A 12,750-nucleotide genomic window follows, 5' to 3' on the forward strand; every position below is an offset into this window, starting at 1 on the left:
CTAGGCGGCGCCCCCGTCAGGTGGTGGCCACGGGGGCGAGAGCGGGGCGTTTGGCGGTGCGGCCGTCGCCGGAGGACCGGCCGCGCAGCCGGCGGCCGATCCAGGGCCCGACGAAGCCGGCCAGCCAGCGCGCCTCCGTCGCGACCACCCGCCACGCGGCGGGCGCGGGCAGCGGCGGCAGGGGGTGTGTCCAGGTGTCGTCGCTGCCCGGCAGCTCCAGCACCTGGGCGAAACCGGCGGCGAAGCGGGTGTGGCCCTCGGGGCTGGCGTGGATGCGGTCGTGACTCCACATCCGCCGGTCGGTGACGAACGCGAACGCGTGAGCGTCGAGGACGGTGACGCCGTGGCGGGCGGCGGCCGTGCGGACCCGGTCGTTGAAGTCGAGCACGCGCGGGGCCAGCCGGCGGACGAGCGGCGAGAGCTTGCCCAGGTCGGGGTAGGTGACGGTGACGACGCGGGCGCCGGAGGCGGTCAGGGTGGCGAACATGTCCTCCAGCACCGCGGCGGTCGCGGCCGCGCTGAAGCCGGGCCGGATGAGGTCGTTCATGCCCGCGACGACGGTGACCAGGTCGGGGCGCAGCTCCAGCGCCGCGGGCACCTGCTCGTCGCGGACCTGGGCGGCCAGCCGGCCGCGTACGGCGAGGTTGGCGTAGAGCAGGCCGGGATTGTGGCGGGCGAGGTGTTCGGCCAGGCGGTCCGCGACCCCGCGGTGGCCGCCCAGGCCGTCGTCGTCGCCGACGCCTTCGGTCATGCTGTCGCCGAGCGCGACATAGCGCTGGTACGTGCTCACCCCCCGACCGTATCCCTGACCGCGGCCAGCACAGCGTGAAGGGTACGCAGAAAGCCCATTGCATAGGAAGGTTTCCTAATTAATACTGCGATCAACGCAGCTCAGAGCCCCCTGGAGGTTTGTATGCCCCGTCGCGCGCTCGCTCTCACCACGGCCGCGCTGGCCTGTCTCGGCGCGCTCGCCGTGAGCACCGCCCCCGCACAGGCCGCGGGCCCGATCGACGTCGTCATGAGCCCGCTCTCCCTCGGCGAGTACTGCGCCGCCAAGGTCAACTCCAGCTCCATCGTCGGCTTCTACAACGGCAGCCTCGGCTGCTACCGGTACGCCTCCAACCTGATCTACCTCGGCAGCGGCAGCCCCTCGGCCGCCTGTCAGTACTACAACCCCACCTACACCTACCTCGGCTACGCCCAGGGCGGCGCCCAGTCCCTGGTCTGCAAGTACTCGGTCTAGGGCCTCACGACTCCGCGTTCAGGTAGCGGCCCGGCGAGGTCCCCACGGTGCGGCGGAAGGCGGCGAGGAACGCGCTTGCCGTCGCATACCCCACCGCCCGCGCCACCGCGGAGACGGGCCGCCCTTCCGCGAGCAGCGGGAGGGCGGCACGCAACCGCAGATGCGTCCGCCAGCGCTCGAAGCTCATCCCGGTGTCCTGGACGAACAACCGCGTGAGCGTGCGCCGGCTCACCCCCGCGGCCCGCGCGTGGGCCTCCAGGCCGCGCGCGTCGGCCGGATCGGCGATCAGCGCGTCGGCCACGGCGCGTACCCGCTCCTCACGCGGGCGCGGCACGTCGATGGGCAGGGCGGGCAGCGGCCGCAGCAGGTCGAGCACGACCGCCTCGGCCCGCAGCCGGGGGCCGTCGGCCAGGTCGTCGCGCCCCAGGTACGTGAACAGATGGGCCAGCAGCCCGTCCACCCCCACCGGCGTCGGCTCCGGCCAGTCCAGCGCGCAGCGCTCCGGGGCCAGGTAGAGGCCGCACAACACCGCGTCACGGGTCGCCCCGGTGCGGTGCTCCACCCCGGCCGGTATCCACAGCGCGACGGTCGGCGGCAGCACCCAGTAGGAGTCGTCCACGGCCACTCCGACCACCCCGCGCCGCGTCCACGCGATCTGGTGGTGCGTGTGGGTGTGCGGCGGGATCCACTCCCCCGACGACAGCGGGAAGTGCCCGACCACGATCGCGCCGACGCCGGGCGGCACCTCGGTCTTCATGCGGACCAGCCTATGTCCTCAGCGCGCTATCACCTGGCCCCATCGCGGATTGCGGCCATCGGCGGCCCGCGCCTAGCGTCGTCGGGTGACGAAGAAAACCCCCGCACTGGCGGTTCTGTGCGCCGTGCAGTTCATGCTTGTCCTCGACGACACCGTGGTGAACGTCGCCCTGCCCGCCATCCGCGGCGAACTCGGCTTCACCGCCGCCGGGTTGTCCTGGGTGGTCAACGCCTACTTCCTCGCCTTCGGCGGCTTCCTGCTGCTGTCGGGGCGGGCCGCCGACCTGCTGGGCAGGCGGCGGGCGTTCCTCATCGGAGTGGCCGCGTTCGGCGTGGCCAGCCTGGTCTGCGGCATCGCCCAGGAGCCGTGGCAGCTGGTGGCGGCCAGGTTCGCGCAGGGCATGGGCTCCGCGCTGGCCAGCCCGGCCGCGCTCTCGCTGATCACGTTGATGTTCCCCGGCGAGGGCGAACGCGCCAGGGCGGTCGGCGTCTGGGGCGCCATCGCGGCCCTGGGCGGCACGATGGGGCTGGTGATCTCGGGCGTGCTGACCGATCTGACGTCGTGGCGCTGGATCTTCCTGATCAACCTGCCCGTGGCGGCGCTGGCCCTGGTGCTCGTCCCCCGCCTGGTCGGCGAGAGCCGGGCCGCGCGCGGGGCCCGGCTGGACGTCCCGGGCGCGCTGCTGGGCACCGCGGCGGTCCTCGCGCTGGTCTACGGGTTGCTCCAGGCCGAGCACGCGGGCTGGGTCTCGGCGGCGGTCCTGCTCCCGCTGCTGCTGGCCGTGTTGCTGGCGGCGGCCTTCCTGGCGGTCGAGTCCCGTACGGCACAGCCACTCGTGCCACTGGCGTTCCTGGCGGTCCGCATCCGGGCCGTGGCCAACCTCTCGACCCTGCTGTTCTCGGCCGCCTTCTACGCGATGGCCTTCCTGCTGATGATCCACCTGCAGACGCGGCTCGGGTACAGCGCGCTGGTGGCCGGCGTGGCGTACCTGCCCTATGGGGCTGGGATCCTGGCCGGGATGTGGCTGTCGTCCCGCGCGGTGGCCCGGCTCGGGACGCGGCCCGCGCTCCTGGTCGCGTTGACGGTCAGCGCGGCGGGGCTGCTGCTGTTGTCCGGGGTGGCGCCCGGAGACGCCTATGTGAGCGGCGTCCTGCCCGGGATGCTGGTCACCAGCCTCGGCTGCGGCCTGAGCCTGCCCGCGCTGACCACCGCCGCCGTCACGGGCACCACCTCGGAGGACGCCGGGGTCGGCTCGGCCGTCCTCACCTCGGTGCAGCAGGTCGGCGGGGCGGTGGGCGTGGCGCTGCTGGTCACGCTGGCCGCCCAGCACGGCTACGCGTTCGCCCTGGTCGTCTGTGCCGCCCTGGTCGTGCTCGCCGCCGTCCTCGTCGCCACCGCCCTGCGCCCCAGCCGGTACGGCCGGCCCGCGAAAACCCCCGGGCACCCCGGCCTCCGCTGACCGCCACCGGGGCGAAGCCGTTGGGGACCGGTGTGGTGCCGTCCGGCGCGGGTGGCGGCCGCCGGGCGCGGGAGTTCGACCGCCGGGCGCAACCGGCCGGATCGGGTCGGCCGGGCGGGGACCGGTCCGCGTACAGGTGGCCGAATCGCACACCACTCCAGCGAGGGGGACGAGATGATCGAACTGAGCACGTTCAGCCTGCCGGAGGCCGTCACCGGGACGCGGGCGGACCTGGAGCTCGGCCGTACCATGATCGCGGCGTGGCGCAGGGACGGCATCTTCCAGGTCGCCGCCACCACGCCCCAGCACGAGACGGCGCTCGCGGCGTTCGAGGCGAGCAGGGAGTTCTTCTCGCTGTCACTGCCGGAGAAGTCCAGCTATGTCAGCGACCTGAGCTACAGCGGCTACGTCGCCTCAGGCGAGGAGGTCACCGCGGGCGAGACCGACTACTCCGAGATCTTCACCGTCTGCCCGGACGTGCCGGTGCACGACGCGCGGGTGCGCGAGCGCTGGCCCTGTCACGGCCCCGTGCCCTGGCCGGGCCCGCACTACCAGCGGCGGATGGAGGCGTTCACGGCCGCGCTCGGCTCGATCGGCGAGCGGCTGCTGCGGCTGGCGGCCCTGGGTCTCGGGCTGGGCGGGCCGGACGCGCTGACCGGGCACACCACGGACGGCTGGCACCACATGCGTGTGCTGCGCTTCCCGCCGCGCTCCGCGCGGACCGCGCGCGGCATCGGCGCCCACACCGACTACGGGCTGCTGGTGATCGCCGCGCAGGACGAGGTCGGCGGCCTGTACGTCCGGCCGCCGGTCGAGGGCGAGAAGCGGCCGCGCAACTGGCTGGAGGCGGAGAGCACCGCCGGCCTGTACGAGGACGAGCCGCCGTGGATCTTCGTCCGCCCGGTGCCGCGGGTGTTCACCGTCTTTCCCGGCGACATCCTGCAGTTCCTGACCGGCGGCTACCTGCTGTCCACGCCGCACAAGGTGGCGCTGGCCGATCGCGAGCGGTTCGCGGTGGCGTACTTCCACGAGCCGAGCTTCGGCCGATCGCTCGACGACCCGTGCGGCGGCCCGCCGCTGCACTACGGGACGCACTTCACGAACATGTTCATGCGCTGCTACCCCGAACGCGCCGCCACCCGGCGCATCCACGAGGAGGGACGGCTGGCGATGTTGCGTGAGCCGTATCAGCGCTGAGGCGGACGGCCCGCGCTACGGCGTGAGCACGATCTTCCCGGCGACGGTGCCGGACTCCGCCAGCCGCAGGGCCTCGGCGACACGGGCGAGGGGCAGCTGGGCGGCGATCCGGGCGGTGATGTCACCACGCTGGAACGCGGCGAAGACCTGGGTGAGGTCGGCGCGCAGCCGCGCCCGGAACCGGTCCTTGGCCAGGGCGTGTCCCGCCCACGCGTTGTAGAAGTAGGCGCGGCGCCGGTTGGGCAGGGCGTTCCACAGCCAGACCCGGCCGAGCAGCTTGAGCACGGGCCACTGCTTGGACCCCTCGTCGTCGCGGGTGGAGGCGCTGCCGTAGGAGACGAGCGTGCCGCCGGGGGCGAGCAGCCTCCAGGAGCCGACGATGCCGCGCCCGCCGACGTGGTCGAAGACGGCGTCCACCCCGCCGGGGGCGAGTTCGCGCACGCGCGCGGCGACGTCGCCGCCGCGGTAGTCGACGGGCACGACGCCCTGGGCCCGCAGGGCGTCGTGGTGGCGGGCGGAAGCGGTGCCGATGACGTGGACGCCCGCGGCTTGGGCGAGCTGGACGAGCACCGAGCCGACGCCGCCGTTGGCGCCGTGCACGAGGATGGTCTGCCCGGCGCGGACGCGGGCCTTGCGGTGCAGCATCTGCCAGGCGGTGATGCCGTTGACGACGAGGGTTTCCGCCTGCGCCGCGCCGATCCCGTCGGGCACCGGCACCACGTCCGCGGCGTCCACGAGCACGTGGCTGGCCCAGCCCCCGACCTTGACCAGCGCCGCGACCCGGGCGCCGGCAAGGCCGGGCTCCACTCCCTCGCCGGTGCCCACCACGGTGCCGACCAGGTCGTAGCCGGGTACGAACGGGAACGCCGGCTGGTCGTAGTAGCGCCCGCGGCGCATCTGCTGCTCGGCGAAGGAGACGCCGGTCGCCTCCATCCGGATCAGAACCTGACCGGGTCCGGCGACGGGCACCTCCCCGTGCCTGATCCGCAGCCCCTCCGGCTCGACCTTGCCCGGCAGAACGACCTCGACGAGTTCCTCGGCGCCCATCACGACCTCCGCTACTAGCTCTCATGTCTGTTATAGCCTATAACAACACAGAGGGAGGACATGCGTCAACCAGGCCCTCCGCGGTCAGGCCAGGGCCGGGATCTCGATCTTGGTGCGGTCGGCGGGGGCCGTCAGGCAGGCAAGCACGGCGTCGCCTCGCTCCAGGCGTTCGCCCATGGACGAGGTGAGCCGGGCCGTGCGCTCGATCTCGTACGGGTCGCCGGTCCGCGGCGTCACCCGGAGCCGGAGCAGCCAGACGTAGCGGCCGTTGTGCTTGTTGGACATCTCCTCCGCCCCCAGGACCGCCGCGTCGCACGGCACCGCCACCGCGCGCTCCTCCGGCGTGAAGGTCACCAGCGCGGCCGACTCCAGACTCGCGAACGAGATGGAGCCCATGGTGAGCACCCCCGCGCCCAGGAAGAGGATCGTCGCGCTGACGTACGCCCCCACCCGGGTCTGCGGCTTCCGCCGCAACCTGACGAACAAGATGACGCCGACGATCGCGGCGATGGCGGCGCATGTGCCGAAGACGACCGATCCCAATGCTCTTCCTCCCGTTCCGACGCCGCCAGTCGATCACTCGGCACTTGCACGGCGGCTGCAGCGCGCTCTCAGCCGCCCAGGGCCGCGGCGCGCCGGGCGTCCAGTTCGCGCTGGAGGCGGTCCACGTCGCGGGCGTACGGGCGGTAGAGGAGCGTGAGGTACGCCCCGTTGGCCAGCATCAGCAGAACCAGAACCCACAGGAAGACCTGCTTGAGCCCGAAGACGTCGCCGAGGAAGCCGGCGCCGAGGCTGAAGGCGGCCCAGCCGATCGCCTCGAAGATCGAGATGTAGACGGCGAAGGCCGCGCCTCTCAGCTCGGGAGGCGTGATCGCCATGACCATCGGCCGGTTGATGCCGGGGTTGACGCCCTGCGTGGCGCCCATCAGCCCGAAGAACGCCGCGAACGGCACGATGGACGCGAACGCGATCTGGGTGCCGAGGAAGGCCGCCGCGGCGAAGCCGAACTGGGCGGCCTGCAGTACGGCGACCAGGCCGTAGCGAGGGCTGCGCCGGGCGGCCCAGTCACCCAGGAAGCCGCCGGCCACGTTGCCCAGGAAGTAGCCGACGCCGAACGGCAGCAGCACGATGGAGGCCACGGCGGTGCTGAAGCCGTACACGTCGACGAGGAAGACCACGCCGAACGCCCCCACGAGCAGGTGGCCCGACAGCAGCCGGGAGCCGAGCAGGATGCCGAAGCTGGGGATGCGCAGCAGCGCCAGCGCCTTGGTCCAGGTGAGCTCGGACTGGGCGGCGCGCACCTCGGGGTCGAGGTCGGCGAGCTGCCGCTCGGCGGCTCCGATGCCCGGGTCGCGAAACCACAGCCAGATGCCGATGCCGAGCAGCACGTTGAACGCGCCGATGCCCCACAGACCCCAGCGCCAGCCGTCGTCGACGTTGGCCAGCTGGCCCTTGACGGGACCGAGGACCGATCCGGCCAGCGCGATCACACCGTAGAGCAGCCCGACGGCCTTTCCGCGGACGGAGCCGTCGAACAGGTCGCCGATGATCTCGGTGATGATCGGGTGCGCGGCAGCGTACCCGGCGGCGAGGATGGTGTAGAAGATCAGCAGCTGGGCGAAGTTCTGGGAGAAACCGGCGGCGATGCCCCACACGCCCCACAGCCCCGTGGCCACGACGAGGACGTTCTTGCGCGACCAGCGGCGGGCGACCCACACCCACAGCGGCCCGGTGAACACCCCGACGATCTTCCCGGCGGCGGTGAGGATGCCGAGCGCGCCGAGCGAGAGCCCCAGCGACTGCCTGATCACCGGGAAGAGGCTGTTGACCAAGCTGGCTTCGGTGCTGTCGACGAGCATCGCGCCGCCCAGCAGCGACAGCTGACGCCATCGTCCGCGGATCTCGGCGGGCGCTTGTTGGGTAGCCTGAGACATCACGCCACCTCTTTCTGCGAGGAGGAGGAAAGGTGTTCGCCGGTGACGGGGTGGCCGCCCCGTCACCGGCTCAGAGCTCGGCGAGCTCTTCCGCGATCGCGCGGAGTCTGGGGGGTGGGAGCAGCCCGCCGGCCATCGCCGCGACGTCGATCAGCGGGGTGGCGCCGAGCATCTGCAGCAGCTCGGAGTCGACGATGCCGGGCACGTGCCTGCGCAGGACCTCGACGGCGACCGGGTCGGCGATCAGCGCCTTGACCGGCGTGCGCAGCGACAACCTGCCCTCGGGGTAGTCCTCGGGCCGCGGGAGGGGGGCGGCGCTCCGTTCGGCCCGGTCGAGCTGGGCGCGTACCAGGAGGTGTTCCTCCGTGACCGCGCCGGTGACGGGGAGCCCGAGCCGCTCGAACTGGCCGGGCGGCGCGTCGTTGGCCCGCATCAGCTCGACCAGCAGACCGGCCATGCGCAGCTCGGCCGCGTCGTCGACGACGGGCGCGCGCTGCTCGGGGTCGGTCTCCAGGTCGTACAGGAGCGTGCCGAAGTGGTAGGCGTTGACGAAGGTACGGCCCGCCACCCGGATCGTGCGCACCCCCTTGGTGAAGGCGAACGGCTCCGCCAGCTCGATGCCCGCCAGCTCGGCGGGCGAGAAGCGGCCGCGCATGTGCGTGGGCATGAGGGTGTGCTCGTGCAGGGGCTCGTTGGCGGCCGAGGCGGGCGCGCGCATGTAGACGTAGCGGCCGTCGGTGACGTTGACGTGCCCGCCGTGGATGCCGAAGAGGCCGGCCTGCCTGGTGGCCCCGGAGTTCAGGGGGATGCCCTGCATGTCGGCGGGCCGGTCGAGGCCGAAGTACTCCAGCAGCGTGGGCGCCAGGTCGATGGTCTGCACGAGCGCCTCGCGCCGCTCGCCCGCGGCGGCCGCGCGGGGGTCCCACACGAACAGCGGCAGGTGGACCAGCTCGTTGTACCAGGGCTGCACGGACTTGCCCCACCAGCCCTTCTCCCCCAGCAGCAGACCGTGGTCGGTGCAGACGATCAGCAGCGTGTCCTCCCACAGGCCCAGGTCGTCCATGGTGTCCAGCACCCGGCCCAGGGAGTGGTCGCACATCGACAGCAGAGCCGCGTACTCGTAGCGGGCGTGGTCCACCTGCCGCGGCGTCTCGGTCACCCGCTTGTAGTCGGGCCAGTCGAAGTGCGGGCCGTCGTAGTCGTGCGGGTAGAGGTCCTTGTACTGCTTATGGGTGAAGAAGGGCTCGTGCGGGTCGAAGGTCTCGATCTGGACGAACCAGCGGTCCTGCGCGGCGTTGGTCCTGACGAACTCCAGCCCGGCGTCGAAGGTCAGCGTCTGGGGGTGCTTCGCCTCGGTGTCCATGTACGGGCGGTTGACCCAGTCCTGCCGATAGATCGTGTGGCGCATGCGCTTGAGGTCCTCGGGCATCTCCGGGTCGGCCACCCGGCCCTTCCACGGATCGCCCTCCTGGCCGCGGAAGAACTCCCAGGTGTTGTAGCGGCCGTGATAGGTGGCGCCGCCGTCCTCCCAGTAGTGCGGGTGGTCGCTGACCAGGTGCGTGTAGACGCCGTTCTGCTTGAGCAGCTCCGGCATCGAGTCGTCGAACGGCTCCAGCGGGCCCCAGCCGCGGTGCAGGAAGTTGTAGCGGCCGGTGTGGATCTCGCGGCGGGCCGGCATGCACGGCATCGAACCGGCGTAGCAGTGCTCGAACGTGGTCGCGCGGCCGGCCAGCCGGGCGAAGTTCGGCGCGTGCGTCCAGTCCCCGCCGTAGGGCGGCAGCATGTGCCGGTTCAGGCTGTCGAACATCACCATGATCGCTTTCATCGGGCCTCCAGCCACGTCCGCGTCTCCTCCAGCCACGCCACCCACGCGTCCATGGCGGCGGCGCCGTAGTCGTGCATGCGGTCGAAGACCTCCTGCGCGCTCGCCTGATCGAGGCCGGGCAGCGCGTTCTCGAAGCGCAGGGTCCTGTCGCGGTGACGGCTGCGGGCGATCTGCTCGTACCGGTAGGCCAGCTCGACGTGGAGCATCTCCAGCGCCGCCTGCCGGTCGAGCGCCACGGCGAAGCCGAACCGGGCGGTGAAGTCCGCGTCCTGGAAACGGCTCGACGGCTCGTAGGGCGAGCGGACCCACTCCAGCAGCACCTGCTCGCCGTGGGGGGTCAGCCGGTAGACCTTCGCGTCGGGCCGTCCCTCCCTCGGGTCGACCTCGAACTCCACCCACCCGTCGGCGACCATCCGGGCCAGCAGCCGGTAGATCTGGCTGTGGTGAGCGCGCGAGCGGACGAACTGCCCCTCCACCTCCAGCCACTTGCGCAGGTCGTAGCCACTGAACGGGCGGCCGGCCAGCAACGCCAGCAGGACGTACTCAAACCTCAACGTGTCTCCTATGTGCACATGCACTTATGTGAGTTGATTCATATACTCCTCCCATGGAGCCGTCAATGCCCTGTTGCACGCCGGTGGCCGGACAGACCACGAACCCGCGCGCCCTCCCGGCCCCCTCGCCGGTCCCGATCGATCACGACGACGTGGCGCTCCCCGGCGGCACCTTCCTCATGGGCGACGCCTTCGGCGAGGGCTATCCCGCCGACGGGGAGACCCCCGTGCATCCGGTACGGCTCGCGCCCTTCCCGATGGACGCCACCGCGGTCACCGTCGCCATGTTCGAGGCGTTCACCCGGGCCAGCGGTTATCGCACCGACGCCGAGCGGGCCGGCCACTCCGCGGTCTTCCGCCTGGCCGTCGCCGCCACCCGCGCCGACATCCTCGGCTTCGACCCGTCGGTTCCCTGGTGGGCGACGGTCGCCGGGGCCGACTGGCGCCACCCCTTCGGGCCGCTGTCAGAAGCCGAGTCCGCCCACCCCGTCGTCCACGTCTCCTGGAACGACGCCGCCGCCTACTGCGCGTGGGCGGGAAGACGCCTGCCGACCGAGGCCCAGTGGGAGTACGCCGCCCGCGGCGGCCTGTCCCGGCAGCGGTTCGCCTGGGGCCGGGACCTGACGCCCGGCGGCCGGTGGATGTGCAACATCTGGCAGGGCTCGTTCCCGCACGACAACACCGGCGAGGACGGCTGGCTGGCGACCGCCCCCGTGCGCTCCTACCCCGCCAACGGGTACGGGCTGTACGAGATGGCGGGGAACGTGTGGGAATGGTGCGCCGACTGGTTCTCCCCCACGTCCTACGCCGATTCCGCACGGGCGGACCCGCAAGGCCCGCCCGCCGGCGAGCGGAAGGTGATCAGGGGCGGGTCGTACCTGTGCCACGGCTCCTACTGCCACCGCTACCGCGTCGCCGCCCGCTCCGCCAACGTGCCCGGCTCCAGCAGCGGCAACTGCGGATTCCGCACGATAGGCCCGTCGTAGACCCGACCGGCATCGAACCGAACTTCCGCCCGGCCACGGCACTCCAACCCTGGGCACGGCACGCGACCGGAAGGAAGAACGCCATGAAGATACTCCTCGCGGCTCTGGCCGGCGGGGCGCTGCTGCTCTCGGGCACGCCCGCGCTCGCCTCCGGGCCCACCCTCGGACCGTACGGCGTCGGCACGCTCAAGCTCGGAATGAGCGCCAAGCGGGCCAAGGCCACCGGGAAGATCGTTCTCAAGCGGAGCGCCCCGCACGGCGGCTGCTCCGGCTGGGACCTGAAGACCCATCCGACCGGCAAGAACAGCGTCGGGCTCTACATCTCCAAGAAGCGCGGCGTGGCCGTGGTGTTCGCGGGCAAGGGCATGAGAACGCCGGAAGGCATCGGGATCGGCGCCACGATGCGGCAGATCAAGCGGGCCTACCCGAAGGTGAGAACCCCGCACGGGTTGAACCCGTACGTCCGCGTGCCCGGCAACCCCAAGGCGTACTACACCTTCTTCGTCGGCAAGAAGAGGCTCGAACAGCTTTCGATCGCCGTGATGGGGCAGGACTGCGTGAGCTAGTACTGCAACCTGGATGCGTGATGCTTGGGCCGGCGTCGCCGGTAGTGGCTGCTGCGGCGCGGGCTTGGGCGTGGCGGCGAGGGGTCTGGTGACCGCAGTGATCGGGTGTCCGACCGTGTGAGGCTGGATGGGCCCCATCGGGGCTGTGATCATGGCGTGATCCGCATTTGCGAGTCTGGCTCCTTCGGCATGGCGGCGGAAGTACCGCACTCACCCATAGGAGAACGTCACCTCATGAGGCGATGGACAACGGTCGTGGTCTTCGCGTTGGCCGGATCCGCCCTCCATGCCGTTCCCGCTCCCAGCGTGGCCGCGGCCGGCACGGCGGTCGATCCGATCGCCGCGATCCAGCGGCAGATGGTCAAAGGTCGTGGAGTGCGGGTCGTCGAATACAGCACCTTCAACAACGGCGACGGGTGGGACCGCTTCAAACCGACCAAGGGCGTCATCGGGTTCGGCGACGGCAAGGTCGTGGCGACCGACCTCGTGCACCACCAGATTCGGAATGAGCGCGACATCTGCATCGGCAAACGCCAGTGGGTACACGACCCGTCGAAGAAGCATCCCAAGGGCAAGAAGTGGGTGACCTGGCCAGTAACTTTCGCGTGGCAGTGCGAGCTACGCCTAGAGGCAGGAAATCTGCGGCTGGACAAGCCTGACATGTTCGCGGCCGTGCTGGCCACCACCACATCCGAACAGCCTTCCGAGACCTATGACGGCGTGTCCACCACCCTCCGCCAAGGAGTGATGACGTTCGGCCAGTTGTGGGCGGTCCGGCCGGAACTGCGTCCGAAGCAGGAGTACGGTAACAGCGAGTGGCCGATCCAGTGGCGTCTGTGGATCGGCGAGGACGGACTGGTACGCCGCGTCTGGGTCAAGTGGAAGGAACCCGAGTACGAGCAGCTCAAGGGTGCCACCGGCGGGCAGGGGTGGTTCGGCTACGTCGACGACATCCGCTATTCGGACTGGGGTATGAAGCTCACCATCAAGCCCCCGCCGCCCGCCCAGACGCGCGCGCTGAAAATTCCGAAGTCATAGCGCCTGCTCCGCTCCTCGGCCGCCGGCAGTAACCGAAGACCCGCTGAACGGGCAACACCGCGGCGTGGCGGGAGTTCGACGGTGCGCGGCTGGCTCGCCGAGGACGGTTGCCCGCGGGATCCTCGCCGGGCCGTCAAGTCAGCT

General features: G+C 71.4%; 13 protein-coding genes. 6 read left to right on the forward strand and 7 right to left on the reverse strand.

Annotated features, from left to right (window positions below; genetic code table 11):
- Positions 1–16 precede the first annotated feature (16 nt).
- Entirely contained in the window at positions 17–790 is a 774-nt protein-coding gene (locus ACIBI5_RS51055; RefSeq protein ID WP_397258562.1) for an SGNH/GDSL hydrolase family protein, read from the reverse strand.
- 123 nt (positions 791–913) lie between these two features.
- Between ACIBI5_RS51055 and ACIBI5_RS51060 the strand changes: the two genes are divergently transcribed.
- A complete protein-coding gene (locus ACIBI5_RS51060; protein WP_397258564.1) occupies positions 914–1,243 on the forward strand; it encodes a hypothetical protein in 330 nt (109 codons plus the stop codon).
- Between the two features lie 4 nt (positions 1,244–1,247).
- Here the strand turns inward: ACIBI5_RS51060 and ACIBI5_RS51065 are convergent, their stop codons facing one another.
- Positions 1,248–2,000, reverse strand: a complete 753-nt coding sequence (locus tag ACIBI5_RS51065) for an AraC family transcriptional regulator (RefSeq protein ID WP_397258566.1) — start codon at positions 1,998–2,000, stop codon at positions 1,248–1,250.
- 85 nt (positions 2,001–2,085) lie between these two features.
- Between ACIBI5_RS51065 and ACIBI5_RS51070 the strand changes: the two genes are divergently transcribed.
- Together ACIBI5_RS51070 and ACIBI5_RS51075 are read left to right on the forward strand one after the other, a co-directional pair.
- A complete protein-coding gene (locus tag ACIBI5_RS51070; protein ID WP_397258568.1) occupies positions 2,086–3,459 on the forward strand; it encodes an MFS transporter in 1,374 nt (457 codons plus the stop codon).
- A gap of 174 nt (positions 3,460–3,633) precedes the next feature.
- Positions 3,634–4,656, forward strand: a complete 1,023-nt coding sequence (locus tag ACIBI5_RS51075) for a 2-oxoglutarate and iron-dependent oxygenase domain-containing protein (RefSeq protein ID WP_397258570.1) — start codon at positions 3,634–3,636, stop codon at positions 4,654–4,656.
- 15 nt (positions 4,657–4,671) lie between these two features.
- Here ACIBI5_RS51075 and ACIBI5_RS51080 read toward each other — a convergent pair whose 3' ends face one another.
- From ACIBI5_RS51080 to ACIBI5_RS51100, 5 genes are all read right to left on the reverse strand, one after another.
- Positions 4,672–5,703, reverse strand: a complete 1,032-nt coding sequence (locus ACIBI5_RS51080) for a medium chain dehydrogenase/reductase family protein (RefSeq protein ID WP_397258572.1) — start codon at positions 5,701–5,703, stop codon at positions 4,672–4,674.
- Positions 5,704–5,787: 84 nt separating this feature from the next.
- Positions 5,788–6,246 (reverse strand): hypothetical protein, encoded by a 459-nt coding sequence (locus ACIBI5_RS51085; protein ID WP_397258574.1) that lies wholly within the window; start codon positions 6,244–6,246, stop codon positions 5,788–5,790.
- 68 nt (positions 6,247–6,314) lie between these two features.
- On the reverse strand, positions 6,315–7,637 hold the full coding sequence (locus tag ACIBI5_RS51090; RefSeq protein ID WP_397258576.1) for an MFS transporter: 1,323 nt from the start codon (positions 7,635–7,637) through the stop codon (positions 6,315–6,317).
- A 70-nt stretch (positions 7,638–7,707) separates the two neighbouring features.
- Positions 7,708–9,462, reverse strand: a complete 1,755-nt coding sequence (locus tag ACIBI5_RS51095) for a sulfatase (RefSeq protein WP_397258578.1) — start codon at positions 9,460–9,462, stop codon at positions 7,708–7,710.
- Positions 9,459–10,016, reverse strand: coding sequence for a PadR family transcriptional regulator (locus ACIBI5_RS51100; protein WP_397258580.1), 558 nt, complete (start codon positions 10,014–10,016; stop codon positions 9,459–9,461). Before ACIBI5_RS51100 ends, ACIBI5_RS51095 begins: the two co-directional genes overlap by 4 nt.
- A 53-nt stretch (positions 10,017–10,069) precedes the next feature.
- Between ACIBI5_RS51100 and ACIBI5_RS51105 the strand changes: the two genes are divergently transcribed.
- The 3 genes from ACIBI5_RS51105 to ACIBI5_RS51115 all read left to right on the forward strand — a co-directional run bounded on the left by ACIBI5_RS51105 (position 10,070) and on the right by ACIBI5_RS51115 (position 12,606).
- The gene (locus ACIBI5_RS51105) at positions 10,070–11,002 is read left to right on the forward strand and encodes a formylglycine-generating enzyme family protein (RefSeq protein ID WP_397258582.1); all 933 of its coding nucleotides are present in this window, start codon (positions 10,070–10,072) and stop codon (positions 11,000–11,002) included.
- An 83-nt stretch (positions 11,003–11,085) separates the two neighbouring features.
- The gene (locus tag ACIBI5_RS51110; protein ID WP_397258584.1) at positions 11,086–11,568 is read left to right on the forward strand and encodes a hypothetical protein; all 483 of its coding nucleotides are present in this window, start codon (positions 11,086–11,088) and stop codon (positions 11,566–11,568) included.
- Positions 11,569–11,823: 255 nt separating this feature from the next.
- Positions 11,824–12,606 carry a hypothetical protein gene (locus ACIBI5_RS51115; protein WP_397258586.1) on the forward strand — a complete coding sequence of 261 codons (783 nt, stop codon included), beginning with the start codon at positions 11,824–11,826 and terminating at the stop codon, positions 12,604–12,606.
- The last annotated feature ends 144 nt before the right edge of the window (positions 12,607–12,750 follow it).

This window comes from Nonomuraea sp. NPDC050540, assembly GCF_044457485.1.
Taxonomy (GTDB): Bacteria; Actinomycetota; Actinomycetes; order Streptosporangiales; family Streptosporangiaceae; genus Nonomuraea.

Bases quoted from the DNA above. Each gene is read 5' to 3' on its own strand.
- ACIBI5_RS51110 (WP_397258584.1), top strand. From the start codon at position 11,086: ATGAAGATACTCCTCGCGGCTCTGGCCGGCGGGGCGCTGCTGCTCTCG.
- ACIBI5_RS51105 (WP_397258582.1), top strand. From the start codon at position 10,070: ATGGAGCCGTCAATGCCCTGTTGCACGCCGGTGGCCGGACAGACCACG.
- ACIBI5_RS51080 (WP_397258572.1), bottom strand. From the start codon at position 5,703: ATGGGCGCCGAGGAACTCGTCGAGGTCGTTCTGCCGGGCAAGGTCGAG.
- ACIBI5_RS51065 (WP_397258566.1), bottom strand. From the start codon at position 2,000: ATGAAGACCGAGGTGCCGCCCGGCGTCGGCGCGATCGTGGTCGGGCAC.
- ACIBI5_RS51090 (WP_397258576.1), bottom strand. From the start codon at position 7,637: ATGTCTCAGGCTACCCAACAAGCGCCCGCCGAGATCCGCGGACGATGG.
- ACIBI5_RS51075 (WP_397258570.1), top strand. From the start codon at position 3,634: ATGATCGAACTGAGCACGTTCAGCCTGCCGGAGGCCGTCACCGGGACG.
- ACIBI5_RS51095 (WP_397258578.1), bottom strand. From the start codon at position 9,462: ATGAAAGCGATCATGGTGATGTTCGACAGCCTGAACCGGCACATGCTG.
- ACIBI5_RS51060 (WP_397258564.1), top strand. From the start codon at position 914: ATGCCCCGTCGCGCGCTCGCTCTCACCACGGCCGCGCTGGCCTGTCTC.